Source organism: Paenibacillus sp. B2(2019) (assembly GCF_008370385.1).
Lineage (GTDB): Bacteria > Bacillota > Bacilli > Paenibacillales > Paenibacillaceae > Paenibacillus_AQ.
Genome location: NZ_VTZR01000017.1, coordinates 43,739 through 64,288, shown reverse-complemented (window position 1 = coordinate 64,288; position 20,550 = coordinate 43,739). Strand labels below are relative to the sequence as shown.

General features: G+C 45.6%; 16 protein-coding genes. 4 read left to right on the top strand and 12 right to left on the bottom strand.

Annotated features, from left to right (window positions below; all coding sequences use genetic code 11):
- Positions 1-229: 229 nt before the first annotated feature.
- The 4 genes from PAENI_RS14695 to PAENI_RS14680 form a co-directional block, all read right to left on the bottom strand.
- The gene (locus tag PAENI_RS14695) at positions 230-1,393 is read right to left on the bottom strand and encodes an iron-containing alcohol dehydrogenase (protein ID WP_149645816.1); all 1,164 of its coding nucleotides are present in this window, start codon (positions 1,391-1,393) and stop codon (positions 230-232) included.
- Positions 1,394-1,617: 224 nt separating this feature from the next.
- Positions 1,618-3,198 carry a UDP-glucose--hexose-1-phosphate uridylyltransferase gene (locus PAENI_RS14690; RefSeq protein ID WP_149645815.1) on the bottom strand — a complete coding sequence of 527 codons (1,581 nt, stop codon included), beginning with the start codon at positions 3,196-3,198 and terminating at the stop codon, positions 1,618-1,620.
- Positions 3,199-3,254: 56 nt separating this feature from the next.
- Entirely contained in the window at positions 3,255-4,241 is a 987-nt protein-coding gene (gene galE, locus PAENI_RS14685) for a UDP-glucose 4-epimerase GalE (RefSeq protein ID WP_042186143.1), read from the bottom strand.
- 4 nt (positions 4,242-4,245) lie between these two features.
- The gene (locus PAENI_RS14680; RefSeq protein ID WP_149645814.1) at positions 4,246-5,421 is read right to left on the bottom strand and encodes a galactokinase; all 1,176 of its coding nucleotides are present in this window, start codon (positions 5,419-5,421) and stop codon (positions 4,246-4,248) included.
- A 188-nt stretch (positions 5,422-5,609) separates the two neighbouring features.
- Between PAENI_RS14680 and PAENI_RS14675 the strand changes: the two genes are divergently transcribed.
- A complete protein-coding gene (locus tag PAENI_RS14675) occupies positions 5,610-6,506 on the top strand; it encodes an AraC family transcriptional regulator (protein WP_262495615.1) in 897 nt (298 codons plus the stop codon).
- 86 nt (positions 6,507-6,592) lie between these two features.
- Here PAENI_RS14675 and PAENI_RS14670 read toward each other — a convergent pair whose 3' ends face one another.
- The 5 genes from PAENI_RS14670 to PAENI_RS14650 all read right to left on the bottom strand — a co-directional run bounded on the left by PAENI_RS14670 (position 6,593) and on the right by PAENI_RS14650 (position 11,049).
- The gene (locus PAENI_RS14670; RefSeq protein WP_149645812.1) at positions 6,593-7,591 is read right to left on the bottom strand and encodes an aminoglycoside phosphotransferase family protein; all 999 of its coding nucleotides are present in this window, start codon (positions 7,589-7,591) and stop codon (positions 6,593-6,595) included.
- Positions 7,592-7,623: 32 nt separating this feature from the next.
- A complete protein-coding gene (gene mgrA, locus PAENI_RS14665) occupies positions 7,624-8,628 on the bottom strand; it encodes an L-glyceraldehyde 3-phosphate reductase (protein ID WP_149645811.1) in 1,005 nt (334 codons plus the stop codon).
- Positions 8,629-8,733: 105 nt separating this feature from the next.
- The gene (locus PAENI_RS14660) at positions 8,734-9,474 is read right to left on the bottom strand and encodes an NAD-dependent protein deacylase (RefSeq protein ID WP_149645810.1); all 741 of its coding nucleotides are present in this window, start codon (positions 9,472-9,474) and stop codon (positions 8,734-8,736) included.
- A 34-nt stretch (positions 9,475-9,508) separates the two neighbouring features.
- Positions 9,509-10,273 carry an HAD family hydrolase gene (locus tag PAENI_RS14655; protein ID WP_149645809.1) on the bottom strand — a complete coding sequence of 255 codons (765 nt, stop codon included), beginning with the start codon at positions 10,271-10,273 and terminating at the stop codon, positions 9,509-9,511.
- Positions 10,274-10,305: 32 nt separating this feature from the next.
- Positions 10,306-11,049 carry an alpha/beta hydrolase gene (locus PAENI_RS14650; protein WP_076284247.1) on the bottom strand — a complete coding sequence of 248 codons (744 nt, stop codon included), beginning with the start codon at positions 11,047-11,049 and terminating at the stop codon, positions 10,306-10,308.
- A 186-nt stretch (positions 11,050-11,235) separates the two neighbouring features.
- On the opposite strand from PAENI_RS14650, the gene PAENI_RS14645 reads away from it, so the two are divergent.
- Entirely contained in the window at positions 11,236-12,276 is a 1,041-nt protein-coding gene (locus tag PAENI_RS14645; RefSeq protein ID WP_149645808.1) for an acyltransferase family protein, read from the top strand.
- A gap of 316 nt (positions 12,277-12,592) precedes the next feature.
- A complete protein-coding gene (ilvD, locus tag PAENI_RS14640; RefSeq protein WP_076284249.1) occupies positions 12,593-14,278 on the top strand; it encodes a dihydroxy-acid dehydratase in 1,686 nt (561 codons plus the stop codon).
- Between the two features lie 174 nt (positions 14,279-14,452).
- Here the strand turns inward: ilvD and PAENI_RS14635 are convergent, their stop codons facing one another.
- Positions 14,453-15,853: a polysaccharide deacetylase family protein gene (locus PAENI_RS14635; RefSeq protein ID WP_149645807.1), complete on the bottom strand. Its 1,401-nt coding sequence runs from the start codon at positions 15,851-15,853 to the stop codon at positions 14,453-14,455.
- 209 nt (positions 15,854-16,062) lie between these two features.
- Between PAENI_RS14635 and PAENI_RS14630 the strand changes: the two genes are divergently transcribed.
- Positions 16,063-17,253, top strand: a complete 1,191-nt coding sequence (locus PAENI_RS14630; RefSeq protein ID WP_149645806.1) for an AI-2E family transporter — start codon at positions 16,063-16,065, stop codon at positions 17,251-17,253.
- Here the strand turns inward: PAENI_RS14630 and PAENI_RS14625 are convergent.
- Positions 17,214-19,022, bottom strand: a complete 1,809-nt coding sequence (locus PAENI_RS14625; protein WP_149645805.1) for a peptidoglycan D,D-transpeptidase FtsI family protein — start codon at positions 19,020-19,022, stop codon at positions 17,214-17,216. The two genes, PAENI_RS14630 and PAENI_RS14625, sit on opposite strands and share 40 nt — an antisense overlap.
- 206 nt (positions 19,023-19,228) lie before the next feature.
- A complete protein-coding gene (locus PAENI_RS14620; RefSeq protein ID WP_262495614.1) occupies positions 19,229-20,521 on the bottom strand; it encodes an ABC transporter substrate-binding protein in 1,293 nt (430 codons plus the stop codon).
- Between the last annotated feature and the right edge of the window lie 29 nt (positions 20,522-20,550).

The following is a 20,550-nucleotide window of genomic DNA, read 5'->3' as shown; positions in this document are numbered from 1 at the left end:
CTTGGTTTCACAATCTTTGGATATTCACCCATAAAAGTTCCATTCTGAGGATAAACGTACTAAAAATGCAGTCAGCAGCAGCGGAGATCGGGGATCATGTCGAGGAGAAATCCACAGTAGAGTATAAACGCAAAGAAGCGATTCATCCATTACGGAAGAATCACTTCTTTGACGTTCTATAACATCTTCTAGACTAAAGACGAAGGGTCTCTTTCGTAGACGAATCTACTTACAGAGCCATTTTGTAAATTTCAACTACATCCTCACGGTCAAGCTTGCGGAAATTACCAAACGGTCCGAAACGGACCGCTTTATCAGCCATACTGCCGATCTCGCTGTCATCAATATCATAATCAGCGAGTGTCTTCGGTGCGCCAATGGAATCCCAGAAGCTACGCAGCGCTGCAATTCCTTCCAGCCCTATTTCCTTATCGTTCTTACCCGCAGGATCAACTCCAAACACGTTTACAGCAAGCTTGCGGAAACGGGCAGGATCAGTATCGATATTATATTTCATCCATTGTGGGAACAGAATGGCTAGTCCTCCACCGTGTGGAATGTCGTATACAGCTGATACTGCGTGCTCGATGTTGTGAGTCGCCCAATCTCCTGCAAAGCCCATGCTAACCATACCGTTAAGCGCCATTGTACCGCAGTACATGATCGTCTCACGCAGTTCGTAATTATTCAAATCTTCAATAAGCTTTGGTGCGGTTTCGATCACCGTACGTAGCAAAGTCTCACAGAAGCCGTCTTGTACCGGTGTGTTGCCATCAGTATGGAAATAGTGCTCCAGAACATGAGACATGATATCCACCATGCCGTAGACCGTCTGATCACGTGGCAGAGTGAAGGTGTTCTCTGGGTCAAGAATCGAAAATGCAGGGAATGCATGAATACTGCCCCAGCCCATTTTTTCCTTGGTCACTTCGTTAGTGATTACAGAGCCGCTATTCATTTCTGATCCTGTAGCTGCCATCGTCAGCACTGTACCGAGTGGGAGAGCATCTTGAGCAGCTGCCTTACGTTCAACAAAGTCCCACATGTCACCTTCATATTTCGCCCCAACAGCAACTGCTTTAGCGCAGTCCAACACGCTACCGCCGCCTACAGCGAGGATGAGGTCGATATTATGCTCGTGACACAGCTCTACACCTTTATGTACGGTGGAAAGGCGTGGATTCGGCTCTACGCCTGAGAGTTCAGTAACCACAGCATCTATTGCGCTCAGCTCAGCCATGACCTTATCGAACAGACCACTACGCTTGATACTACCGCCACCGTACATCAACAATACATTCTTGCCGTACTTAGGAACCTCAGTCTTCAACGCTTCCAGCGTACCCTGTCCAAAAATCAACTTGGTAGGATTATAAAAATCAAAATTACGCATATGTGTAAACCTCCATTAGTTATTTCAGAATGTTTTGCTCACTCGTATTATAAACCTCTGAATTGCCGCATTCAAATGGATTAGCTTCAAGCCACATAAATATCCCCACAAAGTGGTGCTTTGCTTCGATGCAAACTCAGGTACTTTGCGGGGACCCCAAATATATAACCTAAAAAAAAGATGTCCTTAAGCCTACAGGCTTAAGAACATCCCCTTTCCAAACTTTAGATCGCGCCGAAGCTCTTCACGAAACGACGGAAAGCAGCTTGCCCTTCCGGAGTCCGTTTATAGACACCCGCGTGTTCAAGAATATGTGTAAACTTGATGCCAACTTCGTTCTGCACAATCTTGACGGCTTCTTCATGCTGTAATGCCGTTCCGAAACGCTCTACAAGCTCCTGAACCCAAGCAGCGTGCTGCGCAAGTGGATGACTAGGATCATTCTTCACCGCTTCTAATAGTGCTTGATCTCCTGTAAGGATGCTCGCAATAGAATCGAGCTCTTCCTTCAGACGACCTGGCAGAATTGCGAGTCCCATAACCTCAATCAAGCCGATATTTTCCTTCTTGATATGGTGCATCTCCCGATGGGGATGGAAAATCCCTTCAGGATATTGCTCGTTAGTCCGGTTGTTACGCAGCACGAGATCCATCTCGAAGCTGCCATCTTCCGCCCGACGAACGATTGGAGTAACGGTATTATGAGGCTGCACTTCACCATCAACTTCGCTGAACGCCAACACTTCTGCTTCAGGATCACTATACGCCTTCCAAGCTTCATAAAGTGCATTGCCACACTCCAGCAATACCGCTGGATCTTCACCATTCAAACGTAATACGGACATAGGCCATTTTACGATATTAATGCTGACACCCGGATAAGATGCATGCGTGAACGTATCTTCCTTAGGCGCTTTCTGAATAGGGAAGGTGTGACGTCCACCTTGAAAGTGGTCATGCGTCAGAATCGATCCGCCAACAATCGGCAAGTCTGCATTCGAGCCAATAAAATAGTGCGGGAAAGATTCCACGAAGCTAAGTAGCCGCTTCAAGGTATCCTTGGTAAGCTTCATTGGCACATGATCATGATGGAATACAATACAGTGCTCGTTGTAGTAAACATATGGCGAATACTGAAAGAGCCATTTCTCATTATTCAGCTGAAGTGGAATGACACGCAGGTTCTGGCGCGGCGGATGATTAACCCGACCAGCATACCCAACATTCTCGCGGCACAGCAGACATTTTGGATAGACCGGCGGCGGGAGCAAACGCGCCATAGCAATTTCCTTCGGACTCTTCTCAGGCTTGGACAAATTGATTGTCATCTCGATGTCACCGTAAGGCGAATCTTGCAGCCAGTAGACATTCTTGGAAATCCGGTCCATCCGGATATAGTTGGAATCTATGCTTAATTTATAAAAGCGATCTGTAGCCGCGGAGATACCTTTTTCAGCAGCTAAACGGTTGAACTCCGCATTTACGTCTGATGGACGGGCCATTAGGAGTCCCATAATCTTGGCATCCAGCAAGTCACGGTAAGTGTCGCTATTCTCTGGAATCAATCCGATTTCAAAACCATAATCAATCAGTGCATCCAGTGGAACCTGTGGACCTGTAAGTGGACTTTGATCGACCTCGCCAACGAACGGCTCGCTAAATCCGAACTGATCTAGCAGCACATTACGGCTATAGTCTTCATCTGATGGAGCAATGAGCTGCTCACGTAGTGCGAACAGAACTAGCTGCTCAATCGCATGTAAGGCTTTCTGGCCAGCAGGCGTAACCTTATTCTCGTTGTGCATTTTCAATTCTCCTTAAGTAGGGTCTCATGCTCTAGTTAAGCTATGCTAAAGGCCCCTTATTCTCCGTACCCCTGCGGATTGGCAGAATGCCAGTTCCAGGCGCTTTGAATGATATTCTCTAAGTCAGCATGCTGAGGGTTCCATCCAAGGATAGAGCGCGCTTTATCGGAGGAAGCTACCAGTACTGCCGGATCTCCAGCACGGCGTTCTTGAATAACTACAGGGATTTCTAGTCCTGTAACTTTCTTCGCAGTTTCAATAACCTGTTTTACCGAGAAGCCAAGTCCATTTCCCAAGTTAAAAATATTACTGCTGCTTCCGCTACGCAGATAAGTTACTGCGCGAACATGGGCGTCAGCCAGATCGCTAACATGAATGTAGTCGCGCACACAAGTACCGTCTTCTGTAGGATAGTCGTCTCCGAATACGGCGATGCTCTCCCGTTGCTTCAAAGCGGTTTGCAATACCAGCGGAACCAAATGACTTTCCGGACGATGGTCTTCACCGATTTTGCCACTAGCATGTGCACCTGCAGCATTAAAGTAACGAAGCGCTACATATTTGATACCCAGTACTTTATCAAACCAAGCCATCATGCGTTCCATAGTCAGCTTAGTTTCGCCATATACATTTGCTGGCTCGGTACGGTCTGTTTCTTCAATCGGCACCTTTTCCGGTTCGCCGTAGGTTGCAGCTGTAGACGAGAATACGATTTTGTTCACGCCAGCTTTTTGCATAGCTTCCAAAAGGCATTGTGTGCCGTATACGTTGTTGTCATAATATTTCACAGGGTCCTTCATGCTTTCACCAACCAAAGAGCTTGCTGCAAAATGGATAACCGCATCAATCTCATTCTCGGCGAACAGCTTGCCAAGCAGCTCCTTATCACGCAGATCGCCTTCGTACAGCTTGCCACCCAGTAGCGCCTCACGATGCCCTGTTAGCAGATTGTCGATAACGACCACTTCTTCGCCGCGATCCAACAGCTCTGCTACAGTATGAGATCCAATATACCCTGCTCCACCTGTTACTAAAATTGCCATTTGATTACACTCCCTTCAATTCTTGGACACCATTACCGATGCCGCAAACGTAGAACTCACCAACCAAACCAGATCTTGTGGTATATGCCTCGCCTACTTCACGAATAAAACGTTCTACATCATCTTCATGTACCAAGGATACAGTACAGCCACCGAAACCTGCACCAGTCATACGGGAACCCAGTGTACCGGGAATACGCTGTGCTTCTTCAACCATAATATCTAGCTCTTCACAGCTAACTTCATACAAATCACGCAAGGAAGTATGTGAGTCATTCATGAACTGTCCAAACTGCTTCAGATCATTGTTCTTTAAGACCTCAACGGATTCTAGTACACGTTGATTCTCTTCCACAACATGGCGAGCGCGGCGTCTAACAATTTCATCTGTGATTTTATCTTGATGTGCTTCGAATTGTTCACGATTGAGCTGTGCCAGATAAGCTAGTGAAGGAACTTCTTTTTGCAAAATAGACAAGGCCTCATCACACTGCTGACGACGCTCATTGTACTTGGAATCTACAAGTCCTCTGCGTTTGTTCGTGTTGCCGATAACCAGTTTGTAAGCACCTGTGATGAAAGGTACCAGATTATATTCAAGCGTATCGCACATTAACAGGATTGCATGATCTCGTTTGCCATTAGCAACTGCGAACTGATCCATAATTCCGGAGTTTACACCTACGTACTGGTTCTCAGCACGCTGAGACAAGAGTGCAATCTCAACGGTATCCGTGTCGCCGCCTTCGAGAGTTAGGAAAGCGTAAGCAGTCACGACTTCAAGAGAAGCCGATGAGGACAAGCCTGCGCCATTCGGAATATCACCATGGAACAGCAGATCGTAACCTTTAGATACTGGAGTGTTTTTCTTCTCCAATTCAACCATTACTCCAACCGGATAGTCGATCCATTCTCCAGTTTTGGCCTTGCCAATTTCACTATAATCAATTGATGCTTCATAAGGAAAATTAGTAGATGCAAAATTCACTTTGCTGTCACTGCGTGGACGCACAATCAAAGTTGTTCCGAATTCCAAAGCTGCCGGCAGCACGTATCCACCGTTATAATCCAAGTGCTCTCCAATGAGATTAACACGGCCTGGTGCATAAAATACTTGAGCTTCTTGCTCGCTTACCCCGTACTTTTCGATGAATTTCTTTTTAAGATCCTGTGTGCTCATTAATGCCACTCCATCCTTTCGCTGCTTCAGCCAGTGGGAATTAGTAAAGTGTTCTTTATGTATTCATTATAATAGAATCAGTCATCCTCTGATAATGCAATCATGTGTGTAATGTATGGATAAATGTGACTTCCCATAATATAATAATTACACAAATAATTGATACACTCTAAACTATAAGCCATAAAATGACAATAACACAAGAAAGGCTGTCTCAAATGGAGCATACTTATTCCGTAGGATCTAATCCCGTATATTATGATAAACAAAATCTCCATGTACTGTTTGCTGGTCAGAGTCAGACGATTCCTATGCATCAAGCTGGCCCTAAGATTTACGATTATTATTTACTTCACTTTATAGAGTCTGGCTCAGGTGTTTTCCGTACTGAACATCATCAATATGCACTGGGAAAAGGTGACTGCTTCCTTATTCATCCAGGACAGCTGGTCAGTTATGTTTCGGATAATGATCAGCCCTGGTGCTATCGCTGGGCAGCTTTTACTGGGAGTGAGGCTGATAGCCTCGTGCTGCAGACAGGCTTTACACCTCAAAAACCTGTGGTGACTACAACGGGTGATAGCGTCATCCCAGGTGCCCTTTCCAGTATCATGCAAGCCTTCAAAGCAAACAAAGAAAGTGCACACCTAACTTCACTAGGGTATCTTTATCTCATTGTAGGTGAAGCCGCAGATTTACTCTCTTCCTTCTCCCGTCTTCCTGGAGCTGAATCGCAGGTTAAGCGTACTGTGAAGCAAATGATCCACTACATGGCCTCCCAATATGCTCATCCAGTATCCATTGAACAAATGTGTGATACTCTTGGCTATAACCGGGCCTATCTATCCCGTGTATTTAAGCAAGAGACCGGATTATCTCCGGTGACCTACTTGCTGAAGCTGCGCATTGAAAAGTCCAGACAGCTGCTGCGTGAACGACCCGAATTGTCCGTGGAACAGGTAGCAGCATCCGTGGGGCTCACCGATGCTTTATACTTCTCACGCCAATTCAAACGGTTTTGTGCTCAGTCACCCACCGCTTACCGTCTCACAACGACTAGACATGTAAAAAAGACAAATCAGTAAGGGAAGCCTTTGAAAAAGGGATTCACATATTAGGCAAGTCCAATATGTGAATCCCTTTATTAAGCTGATCTTTCAGTTAGCTTCGGTTATTTTGCATATAGACTCAGATATTCAGGGTAAGCACGAAGATGTATCTCTTTTGCCCTTTTCTGAGCCATTTCCTTCAGTTCTGGCACTTGCTCCGCTTCAACATAGTCAGCAAGAACATCAATCACATCATCAAGTAGCTTCGCTCTAAAATAAAACTCAATCCGTTCCAATATTGCAAGGCCTGCTAAATCAATAACTAGATCCCTACAGTAAGTCCAATCTTTTGATTTATAGAGCGGCCAAAGTAGTACGGAATAATCCATTGCAGCGTCTCCAAAAACCGTAAGGTCATCCCAATCAATAATCCAAAATTCATTATTATCATTGACTAAGATATTCTGCCAATTCACATCATTGTGTACGATGTCGGACGCCTTTCTCTGAAAAGAAGGATGCTGACTAACCATAATTCTCAAAGCTTCCACTTCTGTATCGAACCAATCTAAAGTGTCCGCCGTTACGAAGTCCAGCAAATGCTTTTCCGCTCTAATAATTTGCAGATCTTCTTCAAATCGGTTGATGTATTCGTCAGTAAATGCGGCGGCATAATTGCAGTCCTCATCCTCACTTACAACTGCCATCCTAATTCCTTTATCCGCATGTAATTGATGCAGGGACCTCAGAACCTTTTCAACCACTGGCAGTGGATCGGAAATGGAGCTTAATGGTTTACCTTCGATAAAATCAAACACTAAACCATAAGAATAACCAGATGTTATTTCTTGTGTAATCTCCCTAATCAACCGTGGTGCCTTGTAATTATAAGTCAAATGTTCACTGATCTTAACCCACTGTTTAAGTCCTGCTGCTTTTTGTTCTTGCGAGAGTTTTAAATGACGAAAGGTTTGACCATCCGTTATGCGATAAGATTGGTTTACAAACCCTCCAGGATTCCAAATATACTTAGCCTCAATCTTCGACCTATTTAAGCCTATAGATTCCGAGTTGGCTTCGGCCCACTCTTTCACCTTGTTCTCATCTTGAAGCAACTCCATCGATGCAGCTCATCCCTTCACCTACGTCTTCATCAAGTTCCATTCTCCGTTTGAAGAATAGTCTCAATGCGATCCAATTCTGCCTGCGAGAACTCCAAATGCTGAAGTGCAGCTATATTCTCTTCAATCTGACTAATTCTGCTAGCCCCTATCAATGCAGAAGTAATCTTCCCATCACGTAGTGTCCAAGCTAGTGCAAGCTGCGCCAAACTCTGGCCTCTTGAAACAGCAAGCTGATTTAACGCGTGGATCTTGCGCTTCACATCCGGGGTAATTCGGCTTTCATTTAATGCAGCAGAGGGTTTGGCCGCTCTTGATCCTTCTGGGATTCCATTTAAATACTTATTGGTTAACAATCCTTGAGCCAGAGGTGTAAAAGCGATACTGCCAACTCCGCTCTGTTCCAACACACCCTGTAAACTACCCTCAATCCAGCGATCAAGCATAGAATAACTCGGCTGATGAATTAAGAGCGGCGTTCCTAAGCTGTTCAAGATTCTAACCGCTTCGAGCGTCTGCTCCACGGTATAGTTAGATAATCCTATATACAGAGCTTTGCCGGAACGCACAGCATGGTCGAGCGCCTGCATGGTTTCTTCAAGAGGTGTTTCCGGGTCCGGCCGATGCGAATAATAGATATCAACATAATCTATGCCCAGCCGCTTCAGACTCTGATCCAGACTAGCCAGCATATATTTACGCGAACCCCATTCGCCATAAGGACCGGGCCACATGTTGTACCCTGCTTTTGTAGAAATCACCACTTCATCTCGATATGGAGCCATATCACTTGCAAGCACTTTACCAAAGAGCTCTTCTGCTGAACCCGCTGGTGGTCCATAGTTGTTGGCTAGATCAAAATGAGTAATTCCAAGATCAAAAGCACGAGTGATCATTTCTCTGCCATTCTCGTAAGTATCAATTCCGCCAAAATTCTGCCATAGTCCTAATGAGATTGCCGGAAGCTTAAGACCTGAGTTCCCGCAACGGTTATAACGCATGTCTTCATATCGTGCTTCATTTGCTACATATACCATTGCTTATCCCTGCCTCTCATTACGCGCTGTTTCTGTACTACCTTATCTTTAAACTACTAAGCGCAATAATAATCTGGCAACCGACAAGCCATGAGATTATCCCTTCTAACCAAGAAGCTCCTTTACACTGCCGAGTACTTTCCCAATCCGATCTGTAATCAGAAGATCAGCTTGATCATCAAAAGGTGTCGGGTCGCCATTCAGCAGCACCGTACGTTTGCCCCGGAAATAAGTGACTAGACTAGCTGCAGGCTGGACCGTAAGAGAGGTTCCACCAATCATAAGCATATCTGCAGCTGCTATCGCTTCGACAGAACTCACCAGCACCGAGTGGTCCAATTCTTCTTCATATAGCACAACATCCGGCTTAATAATGCCACCACATTCGGGGCAGCGAGGGACGATCTCAGTGGTACTTAGGAGCTGCTCCAGCCCGTAATGACGTGAGCAGTCCATACAATAGTTACGATGAATAGAACCATGCAGCTCAAGTACCTTTTGGCTACCCGCCAGCTGATGTAGGCCATCAATATTTTGCGTAATCACTGCCTTAAGCTTGCCCTGTCGTTCTAACTCTGCAAGCAGCAGATGTGCGCCATTCGGACGAGCATCGGGATGAATCATTTTACTACGGTAAAAATCAAAAAAAATGTCCGGTGAGGACATAAAAAAAGTTCGGCTCAGCATCACTTCAGGCGGATAAGGTGAATTGTGCTGAGTCTGGTATAATCCTGCTGCCGAGCGGAAATCCGGGATCCCACTCTCTGTTGATGTACCTGCCCCTCCAAAAAAAACGATGTTGTCACAGTCTTTAATCCAAGAAGCAAGTGTCTGCAATTGATCCATATGTTGTAGCACATCCTTTCCATTAGTATGCTGATCAGTAGGTGATCCTTAGCTCATTATAGCTAGAAATAATCACATCTGCGTCAATCAAGTGATTTCCATCACCCATGTTGGAGATTCCAACGGCGAGGCGTAAGCCTGCACCTTTACCCAATTGCATATCTGCATTACTGTCACCAATAATAATCGTCACTTCAGGAGACAGCCCCAGCTCCCGGCAAGCTAATTCAGCCATTTCAGGTGCGGGTTTTCCGTTTAATACTCTGTCTCTTGTAACTACCGAATGAAAATAATGAGCAATACCAAGCCAATCCAGATGCTCCTGAGTGGTCTTTGCGCCATCTGAGGTAACCACCCCTAGCTTGAGTGATGCAGCCGCGCACTGTTCCAGAAAAGGAAGAAGCCCTTCTAGAGGTTGTGCCGTGCGGCGTTTGCGTAATTCATACATAGCGTCCTTAGCTATACTCTTTACACGGGTCAACGCTTCATTCCAAGGAACACCCGCACCATACAGCTGCCATGCAAGCACACCATAACTTTCTTCTTCTGTAGCCATGGTGAGCGGCCCTGCTGGATCATAACCAATCAACTTTCCTGAAGCATCATGCTGGGTACCTAGCACTTTACTCCGATCCACGATAAAATCAGTTCCCATAATCGCAAGCTGATTTTCCATTCCACATAGTACAAGCTCGGCCCAATTCCCCCAAGTGGCTAATAGATCCAATAACGTGCCATCTTTGTCGAATAATATTCCTGAACAGGGTATGCATTCATTGTTAATCTGTAATTCTGGCATAAGTATCCTCCCTTTGTTGGAAAGACTGAAGACTACCTGATATTCCCAAGCCAATCCAGCATGGCTCGCACAGTGTCGTTTTGCTGTTCCTCTTCGGAAATGGTTGCTTTCCCGTCTCCTTTTTGTGGTCCATAGCTTCCAAACTGAGCGTGATTTCCACCGACGATTGAACTATAAACCGTATTATCCGGCAAATAGGAACGTCCTTTGTTGTAGCTGTCTCTGTCAATAACCTGATCCTCTGTACCCACTACCGACAATACTGACAAAGTAGTCTCACGCAGACTACCTTTTTCATCTGGATAAGAAGCCAGGAAAAACACACCTTCCAGCTGGTCCGCATGCTCAATCGCATAACGTGACGCCATGACACCCCCAAGCGAATGCCCACCTAGAACAAAAGATTGCTTTGGATGCACACGAATAATCTCTTCTGCAGCATCGCCCTTTGTTACTGCTAAATTAAGCGGCATTTTAGCGATGTAGAACGGATGCCCCGCAGCAGCAATGCCCTTCGCCAGTGGGGAGTAAGCTTCTGGTTTCACCAGAGCTCCAGGGTAAAATATGATCGAGGCCCCCTTAGTAATGGAGGGTTCGAACGAAATCCAGTTTTCATTCTGTTCAACTGTAACTCCACCACTTGAAATCAGTGCAGTTTCGGCTTCTTCAGCTGGTGCATACGGAGTTAAATATTTCCACAACAGCAATCCGGCTACAACAAGAATGATTAGTACAATTAAACCAATACGACGCTTAGTTATTCTTTTCTTCAACATGCTCCACTCCCGGATGTTACTGCATATAAGAAAATTATAGTAGAAACCCACTGTTCTAACAACCTTCAACACATCGCCACATTTGGCACTCATGATAACGCTTTCAATAGTGAGTTAATTCACAATTCAATTGAAGAAAATCTTGTATTTTAAAATTAAAGCATCAAGCATCTTTGGGGGGAAGTCATGGTAGGGGAAAACTCGCTAGACACGCCTGGAAAGACCTTTTTTCTAAATTTACGTTTTGTTCTCATTGTTACTGTAATCGTTGGAAACGCCATAGAACCATTGATAGGCTCAATGAGCAGCTTGCATAGCTTATATATGTGGATCTTCAGCTTTCATATGCCGCTCTTCGTGCTCGTTACAGGTTTTTTTGCCAATAAACACCTTACGGGTACACAAGGCCGTCGCATTATCATGCAAATCGGATTGCAGTACATTATTTTTCAAAGCCTCTACTCTATGCTGGACGCCACCATATATCAGGTGCAGGGTATCCATCATTCCTTTTTCGCCCCCTATTTGCTCTTATGGTTCCTGGCAAGTCATGCCTTCTGGCGTATACTGATGATCGGGATGCGTAAATGGGCGCCTGCCACTCAATTCATTTTTGCTGTCGCCGCTGGAATTACCGTTGGGTACCTACAGCTTGATGGCGTATGGTTCAGCATTAGCCGCACTTTTGTATACCTGCCATTCTTCGTATTAGGTTATCATTTTTCGTTCCAGTCCTTTTCTCGCTTTTTTCAAAAATGGATTAAAATTACCGCTGCCGCAGTCTCCATCCTTCTATTCCTTCTGTTTGCATCTTGGGGATCAGACTTGCCGATAGGCTGGCTTTATGGAAGTATGACATACATGCAGCTTGGGTTTCAAGAATGGTACGCAGGAATTTATCGTCTGGGCGTTTACGGGCTACAAATCACTGCTGCACTAGCGTTTATGGGGTGGATTCCTTACTCGCTTAGCCGGCTGACTGACTGGGGCTCCCGTACGTTATATGTTTTTCTACTTCACGGATTTATCGTTCGTTTTGCCGCTGTTTCTGGCCTGTACTCTTATATCAACCATTCTATAGGTGCCATGTTATTGGTGCTTTCTGCAATCTTACTGACCATTCTCTTAGCCCAACCAAGTGTAAAAAGGCTGATGCATCCTATTGTTGAGCCCCCCGTTGGCTGGATGATCACCCTGCAGCGTGTTGCCTTAAGGCGCTCATTATAAGTGGCCTATCCCCTAGCGGATAGGTTTTTTTATACTATTTAAGGCCAGTCTCCTCATGAGAAACTTCACATTGTCCGGTAGAAAAAACGTGTTCTTTGTGATAGACTCACTAATAACAATGACTTCTCCGTTCATTATTGGCGGGAACCGTTTATACCAAAACAGCGGCATTTTTTATAGAATCGGCTTCGCCCTTCTTCTCTAGGAAGCTCGTCCCCGTTCATTCTATAAACCGTATATACGCAGGTCTTTGGAGTTCATTGCGTTAATGCGACACTATATTTCATTGCAATTTATTTAGGGGGGAAATGTCAATATGGCAGCTAAGAAAATGCGTTCAGACATGATTAAAAAAGGCTTTGACCGTGCTCCACACCGTAGTCTCCTGCGTGCAGCCGGAGTAAAAGAAGAAGATTTCGGAAAGCCGTTTATTGCGGTCTGCAATTCCTATATTGATATTGTTCCAGGTCATGTGCATCTTCAAGAGTTCGGTAAGATCGTTAAGGAAGCGATTCGTGAAGCTGGCGGCGTTCCTTTCGAATTTAATACGATCGGCGTTGATGACGGTATCGCAATGGGACATATCGGCATGCGTTATTCACTGCCAAGCCGTGAGATCATCGCTGACTCCTTGGAAACTGTAGTTTCGGCGCATTGGTTCGATGGCATGGTCTGCATCCCTAACTGCGATAAAATCACACCGGGTATGATGATGGGCGCACTGCGTGTTAATATCCCAACCATGTTCGTAAGCGGCGGTCCAATGAAAGCCGGCGTAGATAGTAAAGGTAAAAAGCTCTCCCTTACCTCGGTATTTGAGGGCGTAGGTGCTCACCAAGTAGGCAAAATCAACGATGCTGAATTGCTTGAATTAGAACAATTCGGTTGTCCTACCTGCGGATCTTGTTCGGGAATGTTCACGGCCAACTCCATGAACTGCCTGGCAGAGGCACTTGGACTGGCATTGCCAGGTAATGGTACCATCCTAGCTGTAGCTGATGAGCGCAGAGAATTTGTACGCAGATCTGCTACTCAACTGATGGAATTGATTAAGTTAGACCTTAAACCAAGAGATATCGTAACTAAAGAATCCCTCGATAACGCTTTTGCGCTGGATATGGCAATGGGCGGCTCCACTAACACGGTGCTGCACACCCTTGCACTGGCTCAAGAAGCTGGTATCGATTATCCACTTGAACGCATTAACGAAGTGGCTAACCGTGTTCCTTACCTGGCTAAGCTGGCTCCGGCTTCCGATATTTTCATTGAAGATGTGGACCGCGCGGGCGGCGTTAGTGCCGTATTAAATGAACTACTTAAGAAACCGGGGGCTCTGTTCGGAGACTGCATGACGGTTACCGGCAAAACATTAGCCGAGAACGTAACCGGACATGAGATCCAAGATACTTCCGTTATTCATAAGATCGATAACCCTTACTCCGAAAGAGGCGGTCTCGCCGTACTTTACGGCAACCTGGCTCCTGAAGGTTCCATCATTAAAGTAGGTGCAGTAGATGCTTCTGTTGGTGGATATCACAAAGGTCCTGCGATCTGCTTTGATTCCCAAGAATCCGCACTCGAAGGTATCGCTAACGGTAAGGTTAAAGAAGGCCATGTAGTCGTTATCCGTTATGAGGGTCCAAAAGGTGGACCGGGAATGCCGGAAATGCTAGCTCCTACATCGCAAATCGTGGGGATGGGTCTTGGTGCTAAGGTTGGTCTGATTACAGACGGACGTTTCTCGGGGGCTTCCCGCGGAATTAGCATCGGGCACATTTCTCCGGAGGCTGCTGAAGGCGGCCCGATCGCTTTTGTTGAAGATGGCGACATCATTGAACTCGACCTCAACAATCGCAAGATTGAACTCCTGGTTGACGAAGAAGTATTGGCGGTTCGCCGTACGGGCTGGAAAGAGTTTGAGCCTAAAGTTAAGACTGGTTACCTGGCTCGCTATTCCAAAATGGTTACCAACGCAAGTAACGGTGCAGTACTGAAGATTTAATTAGCAAACCCGAGTTCTATTTGTTTCTGGCATACAAGAGCAGTCTACCTTAGATAATCTATGGTCGGACTGCTCTTTTTTATTGGGCACAAGAAAAAACGCCCCACAATCCATTTCTGGTTTGTGAGGCATCTATATTACGGTTCATTATATAAGACTAAATAATATCATGAATCAATTCGTTACTGTTGCTCCTGGCAATTCCACTTCTGTGAGTGAATCATTAAGTGACAACGCTTCTTCTTGCTGCGCTTTACGTTTTCTTACTGACCTTTCATCATGAGGCAGTTGCTTATTCATCTTCTTGAGTAATTCTGAGACAGGCATCAGGATTAGCTTCGGTACAAGGACCTCACTACGCTCCTTGAGCCTAGCACCACCATCTGGATGAATCACACTTAACAGGATCTTTAAGTAAAACTTGGTGGAGCGTGCGAATATGCCATCGGGCAAATCATGTACACTAAAGCCGAATTTCTCTGGCCCACGGTTAATCATACTAACCCCATAAAGTGCTTTGGCTTGCGCGAGGTTTACATCTTCGGCAATAACTTCTGCCAGCATTGGCAACCCTTTCTCCATTCTGCGGATCATGCGAATCGCAAGTTGAGCAGAAGAACGAGAATGAATACCTAACTCGAATAATTGCCTGTTATCAATATGCAGCTCAATGACTTTATCACCTTTACTCAGCAAGGTTCCATCACCAAGTTCAACAGGCTCTCCCTGATATTTACGCATTCGATAATGCATGAATGGATCGGCTGGATTAATCGTCTTGAGCTGGAACATTACTTGGAATACCTGCTCCCAAGCCAACCAGAGTCCGACCAGTACTCGTTTACCAAAGGATAAACGCCGAATCGGTGATTTCTCCGCCATCTTGATCATGTCATCCACTCGAATACTGCGCAGTCCTCTTCTTTGGGCCTCCTGCAGCGTCAGTTCAAGGGCTACAAGCATATTCTCGGGTGCGTCCGGATCGGCACCTAACGTTGTGCCACTATCATGCAGCAACATCACTTCACCGGGATTTAATCGCGCCAGCATCTTCTCAGTGAGACGCTGCGCACCAAGCTTCTCACGCCAATCTCCAAACATTACCGACCATAGAACAATTTCAACTTGGCGACGTTTGGAAATATCGAACAAATTGACAATCCCCCAAGGTGGACGGTAATAAGTACTACGCTCGCCTATTATGTTGTAGATAATATCATTCGTGCGCTGAATCTGCCGACGAACGGTTGCGGGCCGCATGAGCCAGTTCGTCTTGTGAACATAATTATGAATTCCAATAAGATGTCCCTCTTCATGTATCCGTTGAATAAGATCCGGATAACGTTCAGCGTTAGATCCTACTACAAAAAAGGTTGCTTTTGCATCATACTTCTTCAATAAATCCAGAAGTAACGGTGTAAATCGAGGGTCAGGTCCATCATCAAAGGTCAACGCGAACTCATTTCGCCCAGTTCCTTTACGAAAGACACGGTAACCAAAAATGCGGCTAATCATACCCGGGATAAAAGCATAAAAAGATGAGATATAAAATAACCAGAGCAGCAAAGTCTGCATATGAATTCCTCGCTTTTCCAGAGTTGACTTTGGCTCGCCTTACATCTGCAAGCAGAACCTGTGATACGGCCAAGTGAAGTTAGATAAAAAATACGTTACCCCCTATTTTAACACATGTATCAAAGAAATAGACGGTTTTTAGGTAAAATCATGTACAATGTATTCAAGCTGACCTATCAACTTATTAAAAAAGGGAGTTGTTTATATCTATGCTGCCGTTATACAAAAAATATTGGCGCACGTTCTTCGACATTGGATTAATTGTCCTCACGGTCTATCTGGTTATGTTCGCCTTCAGTAAATTGTATCAGTTAGCTGCACCTGTATTCCTATCTTTTTTTGTATTTTTGCTTATTGAACCGCTTGCCCGTTTCTTGAACCGACGGGGGCTTGCTAAACCATTCGCTTCAGCGATCTCAGTGCTTCTGTTCTTAATCGTTCTTCTGGGTACGTTATTTGGCGCTGGGCTATTGGTCACCATCCAAGCGCTTCACTTTCAAGATAATCTTCCTAAGTATACATATGTGGTGCAACAACATTTCGTGGAATCCACAACCTACCTTCAGCAAAAAATCGAAAGCTTGCCGCCGGATATTACCGATAAAGTGAATGGCTACTTTAAAGATGCCACGAATGTTCTTACTGGATGGCTTGTTACTTTTCTAAAATATATGGTCGGTGTGCTCGGATCCTTCTCCTCCTTCATGGCCAATTTTGGGATCGCCATTATTTTAGCGTTTTTCCTTAGTATGGAGATTAAAGATTGGCGCAAGATTGCCCATGACAAAATGCCAAAAACATTTAAAACTGCTTACGCTTTTTTGCAGGGCAACGTCTTTAAAGCCATCGGCTCTTATTTAAAAGCCCAGCTTATTCTGATCAGCATTACCTTTGTTATCGTACTGGTTGGCTTATTCATACTAAGGACCGGTAACGAAATCACTATGGCGCTTATCTGTGCTGTATTTGATGTTTTGCCGCTCCTTGGTGTAACGACGATTTTAGTCCCTTGGATCATCTATCTGTTCATTGTTGGCAATACCTCATTAGCAATCGGTTTAATCGTACTCCTGGCGATTGTATTGATTGTAAGACAGCTGCTTGAACCGAAGATTACCGGGAATTCGATTGGCGTATCGTCTGCTTTTCTGATGCTGTCCTTCGTCATTCTGTCCACATCCGCTTTCGGTATGGCCGGTCTGATCCTGTCGCCGATTCTGCTTATTCTGATCAAAGAACTAATTCAACAAGGATATCTTCAGAGCTGGATCTATTTGCCTCAAGAAGAGTTTATCGTTTCGCCCTTTGCTGCAAATGGCCCTTCATCTAAGGGCAAGGCCACTGCTACTCCTCCGGAGCCTCAAGCTTCTGTAGAAGACGATAATAAATCAAATATCTGACCGAACAGCTTAATGGCGAGATGCGGACTATCCGGAGCGACATTCTCTACTGCAACTGATACAGCATATTTTGGGTGATCCACCGGACCGTAGCCGATAAACCATTGATTGTTGCGTGCTACGCCCTTAACCAGCGTCTGTGCCGTCCCAGATTTACCTGCAACAGGCCAGTGTGTGCTTTGTAGACGGGTTCCCGTTCCTTCCGTTACAACTTTGCGCATCATGGACAGTAACTGGCGGGCTGTAGACTCAGAAATTCTCCCTGCTGAGGAAGGGGACAGATGTCCCGGCAGCTCCTCCAGCTTCTGCCCGTTCGCAAATGTGATTCGCTGCAGAATCCTTGGTGCCCTTACTTCACCTCCATGCAGTAGCGTTACAATAAGATTAGCTGCTTGTAAGGGTGTGACTTGTACATCCCGCTGTCCAATTGCAGTTTGTACCCTGGCTCCCTTGTCATCCGGCAGTAAGGTAGTAAAGATGGTTCCCTTTTGCTCTCCGGAAAGTGGTTTTAGAAGTGGAAACCCAAGCGTCTTCTCGGATTGCCAGCTGATATCTCTACCGAGTCCTAGCGCCAGTGCAGTTGATTGAAGCTGGATACCGCTTAAGCGCTCTGCCAGAGCAGCAAATACAGTATTACAGGACACGGCGAATCCTTGCGCCAGCGTAAGGGGTCCGTGTCCTTTTCCTGTCAGACAAGACAATCCATATTTCTCAAATTGCCCGGAACAATAAAAAAGCTCATCAGCGGAGGTTACACCCGCTTCTAAGGCCGCGGCGGCTGTAACGATTTTGAAGATCGATCCAGGAACGGCAGCCTGGAGTGCCCGATTGTTCCACTCCCCGCCTTGTGGAGATATCTTCTCTGGATTATAGAAGGGTAAAGATACCATGGCTTCAATATCTCCCGTCCCGGTATCTAACACCACTATGGCTCCTTCCTTCATTCCGGATTTGAGCGCAAGCTCCTCAATTCCCTCCTGAAGCTTTTTATCAATCGTTGTATATAACGACAGAGGGAAATAAGGATTACCCGGAGCTTTAACTTGAATGGGACTGCCTGGAAGGCGATTCCCACGCGCATCCACTTGAACATAAGCTTCCGTGTGTCCTACCCCTTGAAGCAAAGGCTCTAATGTCTTCTCTAAACCGTCCGTTCCCGTCATAGGAACTCTAAGACCCGTAGGAGAAGCTTTAGCTCCAGCATGCATAGTAGCTTCCGATAAATAGCCTAGCCATTGCCGACCTGAAGAAATCCCATCATATCTGCGTGCGAAAGGGAGCACGCCTACTCCGTCGATCCCCAGTGCACTCACTTCTTCTGCCTGTGCCTGAGACAACGCGAGTGGTCCTTTTCCCACTGAAGATGGCCATAGCAAAGGTTCTTTAAGTGACGCCCGCTTATTCAACAGTTGTTCATAGCTGACACCCAGAATCTCCGCCAGTCGGTGCATGGGTTTAGCTTCTTCGTAAACAACCTTCGTCACAGATTTCTTAGCCATCTCCTCTTGTGGAAAAAAAGCCGCCGTCCAAATGGTTTCCCCCGCAAGAGGCTCATTCTTGCGGTCATACAGACGTCCCCGACCGCTGTCCAGTACAGTCTCCCGTTCACTTTGAATTTCCGCCATCTTCGCAAGTGTATATTTTGTTCCAGGAACCGTCTGTTCCTTCATAATTAGCTGAACCCATGCCAGCCTAAGAATCAACACGGCTACAGCCACAGATAAAATAAGAAGACCGCTGAATACACGCCGATGTTTGTTATTACGCAATGTCTTCCCTCCTGAGCAGACTCCACACCTATTATGTCCTACCTACATCCATTAGAATCGCCATAAAATGTTCATTGCAACATCACAATCCATAATTTATTTTCCAAACACAAACACTTACCATCCTTATAAGGACGGTAAGTGTTTGTGGGAGAAATATTCGGATTAAGTATGTGTGAAACGTTTCTCGGAAATATAAGGATTGTTTATGGATTAGACTGTAGTTCCTTTGCTTTCTTAAAAGCTTCAGCTTCTAAAGAAGCGGGCAGCCTACTATCAGACACTAGCTCCTTGTTCTTTGCACTGTTTCGGAATGCCTCCATGGCCTGTCGGCTATAGCTGTCATAATTCGAAATCGAAACGTCCTGCCTAGCTGGAATCGAACCTTTAAGCGGATTAAAGGCATTCTGACCTTCGGCAGATCCCAGTACCCTTAACCAATCACGAACTGACTCTCGATCCTCAGCACCGCGTGACAATCCAAAAGCATCCAATTGGAATCTAAATATCCCTTCTGTACCTGGTGAAGCGTTCCAGCCAAACTGCACACCGTCCTTCAGCTTCAGATCATGTGTGAAAAAACCATTCACCCAATCGCCCATAATGTTCATTGCCGCTTTCCCCTCAGCAACGAGCTTAGCCGCTTCCTGCCAGTTTCGTTCAGCATGATCAGCATTCACATAGGTCAACATCTTGGCGAACCGCTCCATCCCTTCTTTTACATGAGGATCGTCAGTATTGATTTCTCCTTTACTTAGCTTTTTATAATCCTCGGCCCCCAGTGTTCCGAGCATGACATTCGTGTAAAGAGCGCTAACCATCCACGGTTCCTTGTTTCCAAAAGCCAGCGGTGTGATGCCTTTTCTTTGTAATTGATCAGCCACCTTAAAAAACTCATCGAATGTCGATGGAACCTGAAGGTTGTTATCAGCGAAGATGGATTTATTGTACCAGAGCACATTTTGACGGTGAATGTTAAGTGGAACATAATAAATGTCATCCCCAAGACTAAGCATATCGATGATCTCTGGAGGAAATACTGTATACCAGCCTTCTTCTTCGTACAGATCATTTAACGGCTCTACCCGCCCTTCAGCTGCCCAGAGCATATTCCTCCCCTGAAAGGTATCCGGTGGTTCCCCCTCCTTCATTCGCCGTTCAAGTACTTCCTTGGCATTTCCCCCTGCACCGCCTTCAACGGCAGCATTAAAGACATAAATGCCGGGATACTTTTCTTTGAATACCTTGATCAAAGCTTTTAACCCTGCTTCTTCCCCGGCCCCTGTCCACCAGCTAAAGATTTCCAACTGCGGATGATCCGACTCCGCCTCGCTTCTCGTTATTGCCTCCTGAATGTTGTTAACCGGTTCACTAGATCGCATGGCCTCCTCATCTGGAAAAAATGCAGACAAATCTTTTTCTCTTAAGTTCATACATGAGGATAAAAGCAAGCTGACAATGAGCGTGTTGGATACCAGACTAATCAGCGACCTTTTCATTGAGATTCTTCCTTCCTATAGTTCCCGCT

Excerpts from the sequence above, each read along its gene's own strand:
- PAENI_RS14695 (WP_149645816.1), bottom strand. The coding sequence starts at position 1,393 with ATGCGTAATTTTGATTTTTATAATCCTACCAAGTTGATTTTTGGACAG.
- PAENI_RS14690 (WP_149645815.1), bottom strand. The coding sequence starts at position 3,198 with ATGCACAACGAGAATAAGGTTACGCCTGCTGGCCAGAAAGCCTTACAT.
- galE (WP_042186143.1), bottom strand. The coding sequence starts at position 4,241 with ATGGCAATTTTAGTAACAGGTGGAGCAGGGTATATTGGATCTCATACT.
- PAENI_RS14680 (WP_149645814.1), bottom strand. The coding sequence starts at position 5,421 with ATGAGCACACAGGATCTTAAAAAGAAATTCATCGAAAAGTACGGGGTA.
- PAENI_RS14675 (WP_262495615.1), top strand. The coding sequence starts at position 5,610 with ATGACAATAACACAAGAAAGGCTGTCTCAAATGGAGCATACTTATTCC.
- PAENI_RS14670 (WP_149645812.1), bottom strand. The coding sequence starts at position 7,591 with ATGGAGTTGCTTCAAGATGAGAACAAGGTGAAAGAGTGGGCCGAAGCC.
- mgrA (WP_149645811.1), bottom strand. The coding sequence starts at position 8,628 with ATGGTATATGTAGCAAATGAAGCACGATATGAAGACATGCGTTATAAC.
- PAENI_RS14660 (WP_149645810.1), bottom strand. The coding sequence starts at position 9,474 with ATGGATCAATTGCAGACACTTGCTTCTTGGATTAAAGACTGTGACAAC.
- PAENI_RS14655 (WP_149645809.1), bottom strand. The coding sequence starts at position 10,273 with ATGCCAGAATTACAGATTAACAATGAATGCATACCCTGTTCAGGAATA.
- PAENI_RS14650 (WP_076284247.1), bottom strand. The coding sequence starts at position 11,049 with ATGTTGAAGAAAAGAATAACTAAGCGTCGTATTGGTTTAATTGTACTA.
- PAENI_RS14645 (WP_149645808.1), top strand. The coding sequence starts at position 11,236 with ATGGTAGGGGAAAACTCGCTAGACACGCCTGGAAAGACCTTTTTTCTA.
- ilvD (WP_076284249.1), top strand. The coding sequence starts at position 12,593 with ATGGCAGCTAAGAAAATGCGTTCAGACATGATTAAAAAAGGCTTTGAC.
- PAENI_RS14635 (WP_149645807.1), bottom strand. The coding sequence starts at position 15,853 with ATGCAGACTTTGCTGCTCTGGTTATTTTATATCTCATCTTTTTATGCT.
- PAENI_RS14630 (WP_149645806.1), top strand. The coding sequence starts at position 16,063 with ATGCTGCCGTTATACAAAAAATATTGGCGCACGTTCTTCGACATTGGA.
- PAENI_RS14620 (WP_262495614.1), bottom strand. The coding sequence starts at position 20,521 with ATGAAAAGGTCGCTGATTAGTCTGGTATCCAACACGCTCATTGTCAGC.